The sequence below is a fragment of the Mucilaginibacter paludis DSM 18603 genome (assembly GCF_000166195.2).
Lineage (GTDB): Bacteria > Bacteroidota > Bacteroidia > Sphingobacteriales > Sphingobacteriaceae > Mucilaginibacter > Mucilaginibacter paludis.
Map to the genome: position 1 here is coordinate 2,580,931 of NZ_CM001403.1, position 17,112 is coordinate 2,598,042.

A 17,112-nucleotide genomic window follows, 5' to 3' on the forward strand; every position below is an offset into this window, starting at 1 on the left:
AACAAATCATATCATCTACGTCATGAAAACCATACTTCAGGAGATATCCTTATTTGCTATCCAATCAAATGGATCGACCTTTTCTGATGAACAAAGAAATTCTGGTTGGTTAGGAAGTTTTCCAACCCGCGAAGAAGAAATACAATTGGCAGAAAGGAGATTAGGTGTTGAATTGCCAAGTGATTATAAGAACTTCCTTTTTATAACCAACGGCTTTTTTACACCGAACGACGCCACGGAACCAACATTTGAACCGGCAGACCGGATTAGTTATCTTAAAGACATTGATTCATTTTTACTTGAAATTTGGAATGAAGCACCATTAATGCATATTGGCGAGCAATTAAACAGGGCTATTGTAGTTGGCGGCCTTAATGATGAACAATACTTTTTACTGATACCTCCCGATTCATCTGATGGTAAATGGCAGTACTGGAAATTTGCGAACTGGATTCCAGGTGAAAAGCGTTATGGAAGTTTAAAAGATTACTTTACATCGGTGCTGGATTTGATGAAAGAGGTATCTTAAATATCCGGTTATTGTTTCTTCTATTTGGAAGGCGCCAATACGCTAAACAAACAGAAGATGATAATACAAAATCTCTGCGCTTAATGATCGCTCGCATAGAACACACCCCTCCGCCCCTCTCAAGAGGGGAATCGCGCTTTCCAGCCGCTTTTTTTTATTTATTTTATTGGTAATGAGCCGTTTGTTTAATTCCCCTCTTGAGAGCAGGGCGGGTTAGGCTGTGCGGCTGCAAGGGGTGTGTTTCTGCGCGCGACGAACTCTGCAACCTGCCCGACCTGCTTACTTAATGTTAGCGTACTTACAGCACGAAAGGATTTTGCACGCCAAGACGCAAAGTTTTTATACATTGATACTTAGCGCCTTGGCGTGAATCTCCAGGAAGGAGTTTATACGCCAGCCTTCAGGTCATTTCTGTTTTTTTCCTGCAGTTCAAACTATGGCAAAGAATTTGCATATACCCCATAATGAACAAGTTATCAAAATCAATTTGCTTTGCCCTGGCGATATCTTGTTTCGCCTGTAAGGAGTCGGCTAAGAATAACAGTGAGCAGGTTACTTCGCACCAAGCATTAACACCTTACCAGGCGGAGCACATTACCCAAATTGAAACCGGTAAAACCAGCCCGGCCCAACTGGTATATTTTGCCTGCTCCTTAGCAGGTACGCCATACCATTACGGCTCTATCGACCCGAAACTGGGTTTTGATTGCTCGGGCTTTGTTACCTATGTATTTAATCATTTTGGCATTATGGTGCCCCGTACCTCGGCAGACTTTACGCCCGTGCAGCACCCCGTAGACCTGAAAGATGCTAAACTGGGCGACCTGATCCTGTTCACCGGCACCGATAGTACAGCGCGGGTGGTGGGCCATATGGGGATTATTTCATCGCTGCCAGGCGAGCCGCTCCGGTTTATGCATGCCACATCCGGCAAAGGTAACAGCGTGGTTGAAACCGATTTTCATCATCCGTATTACGAGGCAAGATACGTTAAGGTGATCCGTATCTTCCCACAAAACGACCGGAGTTAGCACTTTCACCGGAGGCATTCAGCCAATGTGATTAAGTTAAGAACTGCTCATGAAACATAAAAGATTCACGCGAAGACGACAGGACGCTAAGAGACGAGACATAAAACTTTGCGCCTTAGCGTCTCTGCGTGCAAAACGGCTTAACTTAATCACATGAAGCATTCAGCCTGGTACCCTGTCAAATCATGTACCAAAACATTTCACAGGTAAGGTATCTACTACTTTGCTAACGGAGTTTGATTGACCGCATGACTAATTTTTAATTTCATTGCTTCCGTTTTACCCACAAGCATAAGCGTTGAGCAAACTCAACGCTTATGCTGTAATGCCACTACCGACCGGCCCTCAACCTGAATGGTTTCACCGGCTTGATATTGTTTTTCCTGTTCACTGCCCGAAGGCTGACTGGTATCAACGGCCAAATCCCATTGATTACCATAACCCTCTCCGGGTATCTGGTAGCTTACAGCCTCATAGTGAGCATTAAATATCACGTAAAAACTATCATCCACAACCGGGTTACCCTTCGAATCCATGGCGTGCAGGCCCTTACCATTCAAAAATATCGCTACCGATTTGGCGTAGTTCTGGTTCCAGTGTTCCTCCGTCATGGTTGTTCCATCGGGTAAAAACCAGGCTATATCCTCAATGCCATTATCCTTTACCGGCACACCTTTAAACCAGTTCTTCCGCGAAAATACCGAATGCTCGTTGCGCAGCTTGATTAGTTTTTGAGTAAACTTCAGCAAATCCTGGTCTACATCATTCCAGTTGAGCCATGAGATCTCGTTATCCTGGCAATAAGCATTGTTGTTACCTTGCTGCGTACGGCTAATTTCGTCGCCAGCCACCAACATGGGTACGCCTTGCGAAAGAAACAGCGTTGCCAGGAAGTTTTTTTTCTGTCTTTCGCGCAGGTCCCTGATACCCTGGTCGTCGGTAGGGCCCTCGGCACCGCAGTTCCAGGATCGGTTGTTGCTTTCGCCATCGTTATTGTCTTCGCCGTTAGCGTCGTTATGCTTATCGTTATACGATACCAAGTCGTTCAGCGTAAAGCCATCATGCGCGGTAATAAAATTAATGCTCGCCGTTGGCCTGCGGTAATCCTGGTACAGGTCGGCGCTGCCGGTAACACGGTCGGCAAACTCGGCCAGCGAATTTTCCGAACCTCGCCAGTAATCGCGGATGCAATCCCTGTATTTCCCGTTCCACTCAGCCCATCCCGGCGGAAACTTACCCACCTGGTAACCGCCCTCGCCAATATCCCAGGGTTCGGCAATCAGTTTAACCTGCGATATAACCGGATCCTGGTGGATGATATCAAAAAAGGCGCTCAGGCGGTTCACCTCGTGCAGCTCGCGCGCCAGCGTGGCCGCCAAATCAAAACGGAAACCATCTACATGCATTTCCGTTATCCAGTAACGCAGGCTGTCCATCATCAGGCGTAGTACCGATGGCAGGTTGGCATTCAGCGTATTGCCGGTACCGGTATAGTCGTTATAATAACGCTTGTCGTCTGTTAAGCGGTAGTAGGCGGCATTATCCACACCTTTAAACGACAGGGTTGGCCCCATTTGGTTGCCCTCGGCAGTGTGGTTGTACACCACATCTAATATCACCTGGATACCCGCCTTATGCAGCTCCTTAATCATGTTTTTAAACTCGTTAACCTGCTGCCCCTGCACCCCGCTGGATGAGAAGCGTGCATCGGGCGCAAAAAAGCCTATGGTATTGTATCCCCAGTAATTGGTTAAACCTTTTTCTTTTAAGTACCTGTCTGATACGAAGTGGTGTACAGGCATGAGCTCGATGGCCGTTATGCCCAAATCCTTCAGGTAAGCAATGGTAACCGGGTGCGCTATACCCGCGTAAGTGCCCCTGATCTCTTCGGGAATACCGGGTTGCAGCTTGGTGAACCCTTTAACATGCGTTTCGTAAATTACGGTATTGTAGTATTGTAAGCTGGGGCTCTCGTCGTCTTCCCAGTTAAAGTTGGGGTCAATCACTACCGATTTCGGGATATAAGGTGCGCTGTCCAGTTCGCTAAAACTCAAATCCTCGTCGGGATGCCCCATCTCGTAGCCAAATAAAGCATCGTCCCAATCAATAGTGCCCGAAATCGCCTTGGCATACGGATCAATCAGCAGCTTATTCGGGTTAAAGCGGTGGCCATTTTGAGGCTCATAAGGCCCAGATACCCGGTAACCGTACAATTGCCCCGGCTTTGCATCCGGCAGGTAGCAGTGCCATATCTGGTTAGTGCTCTCTCTGAGCTCAAGCCTGGCCGTTTCTTTATCGGCATCAAAAAGGCATAATTCTATTTTAGTGGCATTTTCCGAATAGATGGCGAAGTTAACACCTTCGCCATCCCAGGTTGAACCCAGCGGAAATGGCTTGCCCGAGTACATTTTAATATCCATTGTATGTTTTTTTAATTTTGTTAATGACCGCTTCCTGTTTAATTTGGAAGAGGGCTGTCATTTTTTTCGGCTGCTGTATACACTGAACTCATCAAAATCGGCCAGCATGACCAGCATCGCATTGCCGGGCTAATCATCCCGTTCCGGAGATTCCCCAAATCGGATAACCCATGCAAGGGCAATACGGGGGAAAGCCAGCCTCATCTTTAATACACGAATATTTTATTCTTTTCCGTCGGCAATAATAACCGATAGGGTAAAAATTTGTTTTAGTATTGATGTATGCCCTTTTATCAATAGGCTTATTAAATCGCTTTAAAAAGAATGCTTTGGTTAAGTTGATGTCGCCTAATTTAATTTTAAGTTAATTAGTTAAGGACAAATTGAAAGTTTTGTTTTGGGGAGGGGAATATTTTTGTGCTGATAACTTGACAATAGCCTTCAAAGTAAGGGAACTGGTTGAGGTAATTGATTTCATTCTTTGAAGTAATGACATTTACGGCAACCGGTTGGAAAAAACTGTCAATGCCATAAAATTATATACAACTCTTTGGAGCGTTTTATTATCTTCGACGGGCAGATCGAGCAACAGTTAAAAAGTAAGAGATCGAGAAATTCTTTCGGAAAACTGCGATTAGTTGAAGAGGCAGAAGAACTTAAAAAAACCAAAACTATGGGAACTTAAAACAGTAGTTGAGCGGGTAATTAGCAAAGTACTTGGATTTATTGATACTTACACCAACGGATTGCCAGAAAATTAAACACAAGCCAACGCCATGAAAACTTATTACCGCATTATGCTCGGCAAAAAAAGCATATACGCCGCCGAATGTTTTGCCGGCAATTTTATTGGAGCGGATTTTTTAGAAAATATCGACCTGACTGGTAAACTTCCCGAGAACTGGCGCGATTTTAATCATGCCTTCATCCCGGTATACCTTAAAGAAAATCCCGATAAAAGTAAAGTCACCGCCGGATTAGCTTGCGGAGCTTTGCATACTATTACAAAGGGATTGGTAAAAGGCGATATTGTGTTGTGCCCTAATGGTTCAGGCAGTTATATGGTTGGTGAGATCATGGATAATTATGCCTATCACCCTGGCGAAATATTACCGCATCGTCGTACTGTGTCCTGGTTTAATACATTGATCGACAGGGCCGAAATGAGCGAGCCTTTAAAAAATTCTTCCGGTTCGATCGGTACGGTAAGCAACGTGACGAAGTATGGTGCTGAGATCGATTCTTTCTTGTCAGGCCAAATGTCGCCTACGGTACTGAAAGATGAAACGATTGAAGACCTTTCTGTTTTTGTTTTGGAAAAGTACCTCGAAGACTTTTTAGTTTCAAACTGGTCTAATACCGTACTTGGAAAAACATACGACATTTATACGGAAGATGGTGAAAAAGTGGGCCAGCAATATCCAAGTGATACGGGACCGATAGATATTTTGGCCATCAGCAAGGACAAAAAAGAACTCCTTGTTGTCGAATTAAAAAAGGGCAGGGCAAGCGACAGCGTTGTTGGACAAATACAGCGTTACATGGGCTATGTAAAGGAAGAACTGGCAGAGCCCGGGCAAATTGTCAAGGGTGTAATCATTGCCTTGGAAAATGATCTCAGAATTAAACGTGCTTTAGCCGTCACATCAAATATTGAGTTTTTTAGGTATGAAATTAACTTTAAACTCTTTAAGATTTAGCTGCTTAGAAAATACAAAATACTATTCAACCAATATTTTTAAGTTTTTTTCAAGTTAATACGCCCCTTTTTTGGGCTTGCAGCACGCCTTAATTAATAACAAAAAATCTTCCAACAAACCCACCCCAATATGGCTTTCCAATTTAAAATAACATTAAACCATACTGCCGACCCTAAAGTTTGGCGCACACTGCTTGTACCCGACGATATCAGCCTGCACATCTTCCACCTGTGTATACAAGCTGCTTTTGGCTGGGAGAACTGCCATTTATACCAGTTTTGTCCAAAAAGCTGGGGTTCACAGCCCAGCTACACGGTAATTGATGAATTTACCGACGATATGGACGCCGAAGACAGCGATGAGGTTGCCGTGTCGGAAATATTTAAGGCACCCAAGCAAAAGTTTACCTACATCTACGACTTTGGCGACAGCTGGATGCATACCATCGTGCTGGAAAAAATACTGGATGACGAAGTACTCTTCCCCATGTGTACCGGCGGCGAAGGTGCCTGCCCGCCAGAAGATTGCGGGGGCATAGGCGGTTACTATAGAATGGTGGAGATATTGAGCAACCCGAAACATGCCGAATACAGGGAAATGAGGGAATGGTTAGGCATGCTTGGCAGTAAAAAGAAATGGGACGTAAATGCTTTTGATGTCAAAGAGGCTAACGATAGGCTACATGCCTTTATAGAATGACGCGCTCCTCGGAGCTAAATTGATGTGTGATTGTAGACTGCACGCACCGGGCAAACCTGGCAAAGGGACAAGTAATTAATAGTAACAGGCCCAGCCAGCCAGAAAAAATAGGAGATGATGTTTTGAAAAGCATCTTAAACTATGCCGTTGCCGAACGAAGCAATCGCACTGAGGCAGAGCCGCTCTGTAAGTTCGCCCTGTATAGCATAGAGATTGCTTCGTCTCCTCTCCATAACAATTTGTTAATTAGCTGATTATGAAAAAACTTACCCTGATCTCCGAGCGTCATGGCGTATTCGATCCGTTCAGCCGGAAAAAACAGGGATGACGTTTGAACCTTCGTGATCTTGTCTGTCGCACAGGGAAAAGCGGGCAAAGGCCCCGACTGCACGCCGGGCCGGGTTTGGCCTTGCGGGGGGAAGGATCGGGCAGTCTTGATTTTTTTGGTTACTTTTTGTATCAAGACAAAAAGTGACAAGCTCTTCCGCGGCGATTGAGCGGGCCGATGTCTTAAATTAAGAATACTGATTGTCGACGCAAAATAGGCGTATTGACAATCAGCACACCCCATATACTGTATACTTAATGCGCGCAAAAGGTCCCTCCTACCGTCGGGATGACATGGCGGAGAGGGGGATGTATTAATATCAACAACTCACGTGAACGTTATTATAAGCATCGTTCCATAAATTATCGGTGAGGACACCGACAAGTGGCAATTCAAAAAACCGCATTAACAATCAACAACTTGAATAAACGTTACTATAACAAACCGGCGAGCAGATACCCATCAACAGCCTTAACCATGCACCTCAGCTACCGATATACCTGTTTCTACCTTCCGGATGCGTGAAATGCAGAACATCACCAATCCTGATAACACAATCAGGATCAGATAGCCATAACTGAGGTTGCGCTCATCCTTTGCCGGGAAAACCGAGATGATGGCATAACTTAAAAACGACACCATGATATAAACAACACCTCCTGTTAAACCACCTGCAATACCGGCGTTTTTAGGAAATTTGCGCATGCTGTAAGTAAAGTAGTTATTGTAAGTATACCCCGCAGCCACGTGAATAATGAAAGCGAAGAACAGCAAGGTATACAGGTTAACGATAAAACCCAGGCTGATGATCATGCCCAGGGCGAAGGCTGTTTGCAGGCCGATATTGATCACCATTTTTTTATAAAAAGGGCGCTCGATAGTTGCCTTGCCAATAAAGCCCCCAACCATCCAGGCCAGCCCCAAGATCAGCGAGCAGTACCCGGCAGCAACAGGACCCAGTTGCAACTGGTGCTCTACGATAAACGGCCCCGACATGTTATACACCATCACCATAGCATAAGCCAAACCGAGCATCAATAAGCCGAGGGTAAAACTGGCGGTAGTGATCATTTCAAGGTAAATACGGGCAATTCTTTTTAGTTTAAACTCGGTGGTAAGTTTGAGAGTTTCGCCACTGAAAATAAATTCCAGCACCGCTAAAACGGCCCCCATCAGCGCTAAAAAGTAAAAGTTGGATTCCCAGCCAAAAACACTTTGTAAGTAGCCGCCTATAAACGGCGCCACAATGGGCCCGGTTGACCAGATGATGGTAAAAATACTTAAATAGTGCTTTAACTTATCGCCGGTAAAAACATCAACAAAGTAAGCTCTTTTGGCTACCACAATAATAGCCACCGTAATGCCATGGATAACCCGCATCAGGTAAATGAGGTAAATGTTGTGTGTTTGGGCGATAATGATATTGGAGATCACAAAAATAACGAGCGCCATTAAGCTCAGGTTATACCGGCCGAAGCTATCCAGGATGCTCCCGATAAAAAGTTGGGATACACCGTAGCTGATTAAAAAAATACTTAAAGTAAGCTGCACCTGCATGCTGCTGATGTGCAACGACAGCCCCATGTTTGGCAACGAGGGGATATAAATATCAGTAGCGAAGCCGGATAAAGGGATGAGTGCGAAAGCCAGTATGGTGGATATGCTTTGGTGCTTCGGCTTGATGCTTTTGTTGGATGTGATGAGCATGTTTTTATTTTTGATGATGACAACCGCGGTTATGGGAGCGGCAATAGATTATTCTGCTTTTGAGCGGGCAAAATTAAGTTATAGAAATATGCTAATTGTCACAATAAAGCACCTTTTGGATTTGGCTAAATAATGATGGGGATCACCGGGACGGTGAATGCAAAAAGCCTTCAGGTTTTTTGGCAAAAGAAATACGTTTGCGGGTTTACTGTAAACCGGGCAATACTGACAGTCAAGGTAAACCGGTTAGCTTGCAGGCGCAAAAGATTTCTCTTCGTACCTCATCGAAATGACAAAGGGTTTGAGTTATCAATAAAAAAGGGGTACGTTATGGAGCAGCATCCATCACCTTGCGCAAAAAGCTTCTCCTGCCGTCCAACTGCAATCACCTCCATCCTTCAACAAACCCTGCAAATTCCTCTTTATATTGATCAGATACCGCAAACATCTTATCGCCAATATAAACCGTGTTCCTGGTGATCGAAGTCACCTTATCCAACGATACAATAAACGATTTGTGTATCCGCATAAACTTACCTTTGGGTAATTTTTCTTCGAGCGCCTTCAGCGTGATGAGCGACAGCAGGTTTTTCCCGGTATCCACCAGGTGAAGTTTGGCATAATCTTTCAACCCCTCGATGTAGGCTATATTAGCGCAGGGTATCTTAACGGTTTGAAACTCTACCTTCAGGTAAATATGATCCTCGTCTTTGGGCACCGCTTCCAAAGGGGCAGCTTTCGGCCGGGCCATATTGAGCACTTTGTTGGCGCCTCTAAAAAACTCTTCGTAAGCAAAGGGCTTCAGCAGGTAATCAACCACATCCAGTTTGTAACCTTCCAGGGCAAACTGATCAAACGCGGTTGTAAAAATGATGGCCGGTGTATACCCCATATTCCGGCCCGACAAGATACGCGCCAACTCGATACCGCTCAAATCGGGCATCTGGATATCCAGAAAAATCAGGTCCACTTCATTCTCGCTGATAAAGCGCAAACTCTCAATAGCATTTGAAAAACTTCCGGCCAGCTTTAAAAAAGGGGTACGGTCAATAAACCGGCACAGTAAATCGAGCGCAGGCGGCTCATCATCAATAGCGATACAAGTGAGTGTCATAAAATCAACTTTAATTTGGCCTGGTATTCAGTTTCGCCAATTAACCCGGCGCTCAGGGTGTACTTTCCCGGATACAGCAGATCGAGCCTGCGGGTGGTATTGAGTATGCCGATGCCGTTGCTATCCTCCTCGCTCGCAGGCCGGTTTTCGTAAACGGTATTTTTCACAATCAGCTCTACGCTTCCGGCATCCTGTAATATCCAGATACTGATATAACCTTCGGCAATACCACTCACACCGTGCTTAAAAGCATTTTCGATAAAGGGCAAAAACACCATCGGGGCAATCAAAACATCCGTTACATTATCCTGAATCTGCAATAAAACCGTTGTTTTCTTACCGATCCGCAATTTCATCAGTTCGGTATATTCCCTGATGAACGAGATCTCCTTAGTTAATGATGTTTGGCGCCCGGCGGCATCGTATAATACGTAGCGCATCATTTTAGATAGGTTGGTTATGGCGGTGCGCGCCACATCCCCATCAGACAAGGTATAGGAATAAATGGTATTCAGCGTATTGAAAAAAAAATGCGGATTAATCTGTGCTTTGAGCAACGTTAATTCCGTTGCAACCTTTTCTTGTTCTAACTGCTGGCGTAGCGTTACTTCCTGCTGCCATTTTTGAATAAAGCTGATGGTGATACCCAGGCCTATCATCAGCAGGTTGAGGCCTGGCACAAAGGTATCAAAATGCGCCCGGCGATCCGGGTGCCAGGGCAGATCCGGAAATGGCGGATGCGGATGATTAAAAACAAAAGGGTTGAGATTAAATACTGTGTTGATAAAATTATTTAAACAAGCCGCCGAAACCACCAGTACAATAGCCACCAGGACATAAAGCGCTACCCGTTGCCGACTGAGCAAACGCGGAATAAACAGGTAAAAATTTAAATAGAATACCCCCATCAGCATCAGCAGTAAAACAATCTGCCTGATCCAAAATCCGTTGGTAACGGTAATGCCGGGGCCGGTGGGGTGAGCATACAGTAAACCCGCCGCCAGGATGAGCCAGCAAATAAAATGGACCAAAATAAACACATTGTTTTTTTTTAACACACTCATTGCACTTAATTATCCTGCAATGATAAATATACAAAATTTACAACGGATGAATGATCGTCCATTTCGATACAAACATCGTCCACCCGCGGTTTTTAAACGACGAGGGCCAAGGGTTATGGATAGATCAGAAGCTAACCGCTTTAACCCCAGCCTCGTCGATTATTTCCGGCCAATGGTCTATCGGGTTTTAACATCCGGATGACAGGCGCTTTATTTGGCTTACAAAACTAAACAAGCTAAAACTTAAACTCATTGCATTATTAACCCTAACCATTGATTCTCAAATGAAAAAAATCAAGATGCCCGTTATGCTGCTGTTGCTGCTTACGGGCCAACTGCTTGCCCAGGAAAAAAGTTTAAAAAATGTGCAATCCACCGAGGGCATTCGCTCGCCTTTGGTTAAAGTTGACGGCAACCTGAAAGAGTGGAACGACCAATTCCAGGCTTATAACAAGCAAACCAGGTTGTTTTATACCCTAAGCAACGATGATCTATTTTTGTACCTGGTTATCCGGTCAACAGACCTTCAAACCAGTAACAAAATCGCGGCGGGTGGTATTACTTTAGTGATTAACACGGGCGGAAAAAAGAAGGACCAGGACGCCTTTGGCTTAACTTATCCCGTAATAGCCAGGCCTACAGGCCCGGGTGGACCGGGTGGCCCAGGTGGCGGCTTTGGCGGTAACGGCCCGGGCCAGCGCGGGCCAACTGGCGGCGATGGCCCACGCGGCGGATTTGGCGGCGGCAATAACCAACCCGACTCGGCCATGCTGGCTGCCCGGCATAAACAAATTATAGACGCAGCCAAAGAAATCAGGGTATTAGGATTTAAAGACATAGCCGATAGCCTGATCTCGGTTTACAACGAATACGGCATTAAGGCCGCGATAGGCTACAATGCCGCAGGCAATTACAATTACGAACTGGCGATCCCCTTAAAACTATTAAGCCTGAGCCCCGGTAATAACAAAGAGATAGCTTACCAGATTAAAGTAAATGGTATAACCATGCCGGCCAACTTTGGCCCCGACAATATGCGCGGTGGCGCAAATGGCGGCTTTGGTGGTGGGCCGGGTGGCGGTGGCCCTCCAAGCGGTGGATTTGGTGGTGGCAATGGAGGAGGTGGTTTTGGTGGTGGTGGTGGTGGTGGCGGTTTTGGTGGCGGCGGCCGTGGCAACGGTGGCGGTTTTGGCCCAGGCGGCCCCGGTGGGCCGGGTGGTGGTCCGGGTGGTAACGGGTTTGCCGACATGTTTGCACCAACCGATTTCTGGGGCAAATACATTCTGGCAAAATAATAAAACATCTTTAATATAAATAATTGATCCTGTAGCATTGAAAAATAGGGAGCGAAGTTTTAACTTTATACTGTGTGTAGAAAAAAGCAGGTAAGCCGGAGCCCCTCTAAACAGCGGAGCTTTCATGCACACCAAAAACATATTAAAGTGCATAATCTCCCCCGTAGGGCATATGCGTCAACCTAAGGTAAAAAGGCAATATCGAAATCCTGTTCAAAATTGGGTCTGACTCTTTTATCGTAGGAGCAGTACCTGGCTAAAGCAATTAGATGATATCCTATCTTGCCCTTATAACTTTCTATGGCTTTAACGACCTGTATTATTTTAGAGGCATTTTTTATGAGATACCGGACTACTTTTATCATACTCAAGCCCCTTTTCTGATGTTTTTTGATGATCATTCTGGCAGGCGAAAAGATATACTGGATGTAAATGATGATCATGATAAATCTCGCATAAAGGATAAGTGACTAGTTGTTTTTTCGAAACATTATGGATCTTAGAAAACTCCATGTTACTTTTCCAGGATTTGAATATGATTTCAATCCGCCACCTCAGGCTATATACTTTGAAAAGAAAGTTATAATCTGCGTCCTGTCTGGAAATGGTAGTCATAAAAATGGACCATGACATCAGGGCCAGGCACTCTTTACCCGGTTCCTTTTTGGCCTCTTTCTTAGCCTTCATCCTGCGCCTGTTTGCAATTTCGTCACTTACAGGCAAGGCGACTATCCTGATTTTTGTACCTTTTTCATTATTTAAAGTAACCTCAAAATCAAGCTGTTTTTTTGATTGTAATTCGGTGAGCAGGTTAATTCTTTCTTTTGTTTGGCTGTCTAAAAGTACTATATTACTCTGATGCCTGTATATGCAGTCCGCTTCTGCTGTCCAATGCCTCTCGATTTCTTTAAGGGTTAGATACCCCCTGTCCCGAATAACAAGGTCGCCCTTTTCTATCGTTAATTCGGGGGCGGCTTTCTGATCGTTCTTAGTATAAGAATCGATGGTAAAATAAATAAAGCTTTCAGTTATCAAATCGTAAACACACTGAATCCGGGCATTACAAACACTGGACTGGGCGTTGGAGACGCCCGAAAAAAAGCCAAACAACCTAAGGGGCAACTTAATGATTGTGCTGTCCTGCACTAAAACACGCTTATATTTACCTGCCCTGCGCAATGAATCGATTTCTTCCTTTCCGATTCTACTGATAATAACAAGGGCCAGTATCTTTTTTAAAAAAAGCACACATGATTCTTTGTTTGTCTTTTTTGCAATTGCCTGCCTACTTACAGAAACAGTAGTTTCCGCATCTATTTTTGCCGCCAGATCATTAAAGCTAACCGTTCCATGCGTGGCCGCGCAGCAAATGGCATATAAAATATCGGCAGGCTCTATAAGACCTTTCCGTATCAGAAATCCGGTATCAATTGCTATTTTCTTTATTTGATCAGCACCAATGTTCATGGCATTTAGCAACGCTAAAAAATCGACCTTTTTCATTATGTCTTTTTGATTAATGGGTAAAATAATTTATATTTACATAGTATATATACTATGTAAATTAATCAAAAAAAATGGGATATAAAGTAAAAGTTCAAAAAGTTGAGCGAGGAGGCACCAAATCGTTTTATGTAAACTTCCCGGCAGCAGTTGCCGATGCTTGCCTGTTAGAAAAAGGCGAAGAAATGGAATGGTTGATAGAAGATAGAAATAGCTTCGTACTAAAACGTGTAAAGAAAGCCAAAACTAATCTTCCCAAACAAGAAAAAGACAAGTGAAATTAATCGCCCAAACATCTTCTCCAATAATGTCAGGTGTTAGGTTGACGCCTATGCCCGTAGGGGAGACTTTTTTTAAAAGCCCTACCTACCGGGGAGGGTTTGGGAAGGGATTTTACCTTTCAAAACATTGCTATACAAACTCCAACGCCCTTACATGAATAAGCTCTTTTTTTGTATCCTTCTTTCGTCACTATTACTCATCTTGCGGGTTGATGCCGCCCAAGCGCAAACGGGCAGCATCAGCGTGAGCGGTAAAATAACAGCTACGGAAAACGGCCAGCCTGTACGACAGGCCAGCATCAGTATTGATCGTAAAGGCGTTGGTACTGCCACCAATACCGATGGCTTGTTCGCGCTCATTATTCCGGCTAATAACCTGCACGATACCCTCAAGGTGTCGTGCATTGGTTTTAAAACCAAACTGTTTGCCATAGCCGGGTTAACTAACGGTGCAACCATGAACATTGCACTTGAAAAAAGCATCACCGAACTTAAAGAAGTAAATATTGCTTACTACGATGCGCCCAAGATCATTCAAAAAGCCATTGACCGTATAGGAGCCAATTATATTAACCACCCGCATATCCTGCGCGGCTTTTACCGCATGTATACCTTTAGCGGTACGGCCCCGTTGCAGCTATCCGAAGCGGTTTTTGATGTTTACAATTTTGGTTATGCGGATAAACACGCCGACCTGTTCAGGCTGATCAAAGCACGGAACGAAAAAAGCGAGCGTGATTTCAGCAAACTGGAACTGGGCCAGAAACCCAACTCTGTTTTTGAACACGATATTGTTAATCACCTGGCGGCCTGCGGTTTTTTAAATGACGAAGGCTTACAAAACCACCAGTTTAACGTGGCCGGTATTACCGATGTAAAAGGCTACCAGGCCTACGAGATTGATTTTAAAGAAAAGCCGGGGATAGTGGGAGCCACCTATCGCGGTAGGATATTTATCGATACCAAAACTTACGCCTTTATTTATTTTGATTTTGGCTTAAGCCCCACGGGCCTGGCCGACCTGGGAACCGGGAGCTTTGCCAGCCGCTCGCTGATGAGGATGGGTGATGTTCAAATTGAGCTGGAAAGTGATCATACCGAGGTGAGTTACCAGGAGGTGGGCAACAAATGGGTTTTGGCCAGCGTAGGCGGAGATAATGTTTTAAACGTGCAGAACCCTAATTCAAAATCTGCTTTGTTGGCAAACGTTAAATTTAACTACCAGGTAACCGCCGTAGATACCGTACAAAAACAACCCTTCAGCTCCAAATTAGGCAGAAACGAAAGCATCAATAACCACGATAGTAACGCGGGCGAAAAATTCTGGAAAGATTACAATATCCTTTTATCAGACTATAACACCGAAGATATTTTTAAAAAACTGCAAACTATTAATAAAGCTTTAAAGTAAACATTAAACAAGCGCTGCTGCCTTTAGATTTTTAAAACCGGTGGCTCCCCTTTAGGATAAGATGACCAAGAACGCTGTCGGACTATTGAATTACCGCTAATCAAAGAGACGGCCACGGAACCTGTTTACCGGCAGTGAATTGCTATAAGCAGGCCTCTGCCGGATCTATAAACAAGTCCACTCCGTTAGGAGTATCCTGTTTATAGCCATGGAGGATTGTTTTCTAAGCTCGGTAAGCGCTTCCTCTAATACAAGGCAAACTTGCAGATGCGGTCTCCCTACCGTTTCGATATAGTTTGTATCCTCTTTAAAACATCCGCCTAACTGATTTGGCAAAAACACCATCAATTTCAATTCTCAATTTTTATTTAGACTGATTCTTATTAAATTCGCATGCCTTTATTTTTTGGAAGCAGGCTAATCAACTCATAAAAATGAAAAAAATATTTATTGCCATTTTTGCCTTAAGCTCTTTGATGGCGCAAGCGCAGAAGAATACTTTGCTGGACCAATCCTTCTGGCAAAACTCGCCCGACGTGAATGCCGTGAAAGCTGAAATTGAAAAAGGGAACAGCCCTTCGCAACAGAATGCCATGAGCATGGACGCCGTAACCCTGGCCATTAACGCCGGGGCACCCACAGCATCAATTGAATACTTATTGAGCCAACCCGGGAACGATATAGAAAAACTAACTCACGATGGCCGTACCTATTTACATTGGGCAGCTAACCGCGGTAACGCTGAAGTGGTAGAATACCTGCTGAACAAAGGCGCTAAATATAACGTGGAAGACAGCCACGGCACTACCCCGCTACTGTTTGCGGCCAGCAGCGGCCAGCAAAATACCAAAATATACGATCTGTTTTTGGCTCACGGTGCCGACCTGAAAAAAGAACTAAGTCCCGAAGGCGCCAATGTACTGCTCCTGGCCCTGGCTAACGACAAGGACTTTACCCTGACCAATTATTTTATATCGAAAGGGCTTGACCTGAACAGTACCGATGCCGCAGGCAACAACGCATTTTGTTATGCGGCAAAAGCCGGTAATATTGATGTTTTAAAAGCGCTTTTACAAAAAGGCGTAAAGCCAAATGCTAATGCCATGCTTATGGCGGCCCAGGGCGGCGGACGCCGTGGTGGAGGCAGCGGTGCAACACTTGCCCTTTACCAATATTTGGAAAGTTTAAACATTAAGCCAACTACGTTAGCTAAAAACGGCGAAAATGTGTTGCACTCCATTGTACGCAAGCAAAGGCAGAACGAAATTATTGAATACTTTTTATCTAAAGGCGTTGATGTAAACCAAGCTGATGAGGATGGCAATACCGTATTGATGAACGCGGCATTGGCCAACCGGGATACCGCTGTATTGGCGATGCTGATTCCGCATGTTAAAAACATTAACCAGGCTAATCAAAATGGCTTAACCGCATTAACGTTGGCGGTACGCAGCAATTCTCCTGAGGTGGTAAGCTATTTGATTAACAAAGGCGCTGATGTGAATGTAGTAGATAAAAAAGGCAATAACCTGGCTTACTATGTAGTAGAATCATACCGTTCGCAAGCTGGCGGCTTTGGAGGGCAAGGTTTTGGAGGCCCGAATGGCCCCGGAGCTGGCAGGCCAAACGGACAGACACCAAACGGTCAAGGTGAGCAGCGCGCTTTTAACGGGCCCAAGCCGGAAGATTTTGACGCTAAAATTAAAATTTTGCAAAGCAAAGGCTTAAAGGTAACCGCTCCGCAAAAAGATGGCAATACCTTGTATCATTTAGCGGTAGCTAAAAACGATCTGACTTTGCTTAAACGCCTTGAACCACTTCAAATTGATGCCAACGCTAAAAACAAAGAGGGCCTTACCGCGTTACACAAGGCGGCATTAATTGCAAAAGATGATGCCCTATTGAAATACCTTTTGTCTATCGGCGCCAAAAAAGATGTTGTTACCAGCTTCAAAGAAACCGCCTTTGACCTGGCGAGCGAAAACGAATCGCTTTCAAAAAATAATATATCTGTCAACTTCCTGAAATAA

At 44.6% G+C, this 17,112-nt stretch carries 13 protein-coding genes; 8 read left to right on the plus strand and 5 right to left on the minus strand.

The window, feature by feature from the left end:
• The first annotated feature begins 22 nt into the window (after nt 1-22).
• Together MUCPA_RS10760 and MUCPA_RS10765 are read left to right on the plus strand one after the other, a co-directional pair.
• Entirely contained in the window at nt 23-529 is a 507-nt protein-coding gene (locus MUCPA_RS10760; protein ID WP_008506368.1) for an SMI1/KNR4 family protein, read from the plus strand.
• Between the two features lie 464 nt (nt 530-993).
• Nucleotides 994-1,560, plus strand: a complete 567-nt coding sequence (locus MUCPA_RS10765) for a C40 family peptidase (RefSeq protein WP_008506369.1) — start codon at nt 994-996, stop codon at nt 1,558-1,560.
• A gap of 308 nt (nt 1,561-1,868) precedes the next feature.
• On the opposite strand, the gene glgX is transcribed toward MUCPA_RS10765, so the two are convergent.
• A complete protein-coding gene (glgX, locus tag MUCPA_RS10770) occupies nt 1,869-3,980 on the minus strand; it encodes a glycogen debranching protein GlgX (RefSeq protein WP_008506370.1) in 2,112 nt (703 codons plus the stop codon).
• A 776-nt stretch (nt 3,981-4,756) separates the two neighbouring features.
• Here glgX and MUCPA_RS10775 point away from each other — a divergent pair.
• Together MUCPA_RS10775 and MUCPA_RS10780 are read left to right on the plus strand one after the other, a co-directional pair.
• Complete coding sequence (locus MUCPA_RS10775) at nt 4,757-5,680, plus strand: endonuclease NucS domain-containing protein (protein ID WP_008506371.1); 924 nt, start codon at nt 4,757-4,759, stop codon at nt 5,678-5,680.
• 129 nt (nt 5,681-5,809) lie between these two features.
• The gene (locus MUCPA_RS10780) at nt 5,810-6,379 is read left to right on the plus strand and encodes a plasmid pRiA4b ORF-3 family protein (RefSeq protein ID WP_008506372.1); all 570 of its coding nucleotides are present in this window, start codon (nt 5,810-5,812) and stop codon (nt 6,377-6,379) included.
• A gap of 799 nt (nt 6,380-7,178) precedes the next feature.
• Here MUCPA_RS10780 and MUCPA_RS10790 read toward each other — a convergent pair.
• The 3 genes from MUCPA_RS10790 to MUCPA_RS10800 form a co-directional block, all read right to left on the minus strand.
• Nucleotides 7,179-8,414, minus strand: coding sequence for an MFS transporter (locus MUCPA_RS10790; protein ID WP_008506374.1), 1,236 nt, complete (start codon nt 8,412-8,414; stop codon nt 7,179-7,181).
• A 385-nt stretch (nt 8,415-8,799) separates the two neighbouring features.
• Nucleotides 8,800-9,528, minus strand: a complete 729-nt coding sequence (locus tag MUCPA_RS10795; RefSeq protein WP_008506377.1) for a LytR/AlgR family response regulator transcription factor — start codon at nt 9,526-9,528, stop codon at nt 8,800-8,802.
• Entirely contained in the window at nt 9,525-10,592 is a 1,068-nt protein-coding gene (locus MUCPA_RS10800; protein ID WP_008506378.1) for a sensor histidine kinase, read from the minus strand. The genes MUCPA_RS10795 and MUCPA_RS10800 overlap by 4 nt, the downstream gene beginning before the upstream one ends.
• A gap of 284 nt (nt 10,593-10,876) precedes the next feature.
• On the opposite strand from MUCPA_RS10800, the gene MUCPA_RS38215 reads away from it, so the two are divergent.
• Nucleotides 10,877-11,887, plus strand: a complete 1,011-nt coding sequence (locus MUCPA_RS38215) for a hypothetical protein (protein WP_050982075.1) — start codon at nt 10,877-10,879, stop codon at nt 11,885-11,887.
• 324 nt (nt 11,888-12,211) lie between these two features.
• Here MUCPA_RS38215 and MUCPA_RS10810 read toward each other — a convergent pair whose 3' ends face one another.
• Nucleotides 12,212-13,390 carry an IS4 family transposase gene (locus MUCPA_RS10810; protein WP_040625833.1) on the minus strand — a complete coding sequence of 393 codons (1,179 nt, stop codon included), beginning with the start codon at nt 13,388-13,390 and terminating at the stop codon, nt 12,212-12,214.
• Between the two features lie 74 nt (nt 13,391-13,464).
• Here MUCPA_RS10810 and MUCPA_RS10815 point away from each other — a divergent pair, with 74 nt between their 5' ends.
• The 3 genes from MUCPA_RS10815 to MUCPA_RS10825 all read left to right on the plus strand — a co-directional run bounded on the left by MUCPA_RS10815 (nt 13,465) and on the right by MUCPA_RS10825 (nt 17,112).
• Nucleotides 13,465-13,668: a hypothetical protein gene (locus MUCPA_RS10815; protein WP_008504097.1), complete on the plus strand. Its 204-nt coding sequence runs from the start codon at nt 13,465-13,467 to the stop codon at nt 13,666-13,668.
• 157 nt (nt 13,669-13,825) lie between these two features.
• The gene (locus MUCPA_RS10820; RefSeq protein ID WP_008506380.1) at nt 13,826-15,082 is read left to right on the plus strand and encodes a carboxypeptidase-like regulatory domain-containing protein; all 1,257 of its coding nucleotides are present in this window, start codon (nt 13,826-13,828) and stop codon (nt 15,080-15,082) included.
• 434 nt (nt 15,083-15,516) lie between these two features.
• Nucleotides 15,517-17,112: an ankyrin repeat domain-containing protein gene (locus MUCPA_RS10825; protein ID WP_008506382.1), complete on the plus strand. Its 1,596-nt coding sequence runs from the start codon at nt 15,517-15,519 to the stop codon at nt 17,110-17,112.

What these genes read in the sequence shown, in the direction of transcription:
- MUCPA_RS10760 (WP_008506368.1), top strand. Translation starts at nt 23, where the DNA reads ATGAAAACCATACTTCAGGAGATATCCTTATTTGCTATCCAATCAAAT.
- MUCPA_RS10765 (WP_008506369.1), top strand. Translation starts at nt 994, where the DNA reads ATGAACAAGTTATCAAAATCAATTTGCTTTGCCCTGGCGATATCTTGT.
- glgX (WP_008506370.1), bottom strand. Translation starts at nt 3,980, where the DNA reads ATGGATATTAAAATGTACTCGGGCAAGCCATTTCCGCTGGGTTCAACC.
- MUCPA_RS10775 (WP_008506371.1), top strand. Translation starts at nt 4,757, where the DNA reads ATGAAAACTTATTACCGCATTATGCTCGGCAAAAAAAGCATATACGCC.
- MUCPA_RS10780 (WP_008506372.1), top strand. Translation starts at nt 5,810, where the DNA reads ATGGCTTTCCAATTTAAAATAACATTAAACCATACTGCCGACCCTAAA.
- MUCPA_RS10790 (WP_008506374.1), bottom strand. Translation starts at nt 8,414, where the DNA reads ATGCTCATCACATCCAACAAAAGCATCAAGCCGAAGCACCAAAGCATA.
- MUCPA_RS10795 (WP_008506377.1), bottom strand. Translation starts at nt 9,528, where the DNA reads ATGACACTCACTTGTATCGCTATTGATGATGAGCCGCCTGCGCTCGAT.
- MUCPA_RS10800 (WP_008506378.1), bottom strand. Translation starts at nt 10,592, where the DNA reads ATGAGTGTGTTAAAAAAAAACAATGTGTTTATTTTGGTCCATTTTATT.
- MUCPA_RS38215 (WP_050982075.1), top strand. Translation starts at nt 10,877, where the DNA reads ATGAAAAAAATCAAGATGCCCGTTATGCTGCTGTTGCTGCTTACGGGC.
- MUCPA_RS10810 (WP_040625833.1), bottom strand. Translation starts at nt 13,390, where the DNA reads ATGAAAAAGGTCGATTTTTTAGCGTTGCTAAATGCCATGAACATTGGT.
- MUCPA_RS10815 (WP_008504097.1), top strand. Translation starts at nt 13,465, where the DNA reads ATGGGATATAAAGTAAAAGTTCAAAAAGTTGAGCGAGGAGGCACCAAA.
- MUCPA_RS10820 (WP_008506380.1), top strand. Translation starts at nt 13,826, where the DNA reads ATGAATAAGCTCTTTTTTTGTATCCTTCTTTCGTCACTATTACTCATC.
- MUCPA_RS10825 (WP_008506382.1), top strand. Translation starts at nt 15,517, where the DNA reads ATGAAAAAAATATTTATTGCCATTTTTGCCTTAAGCTCTTTGATGGCG.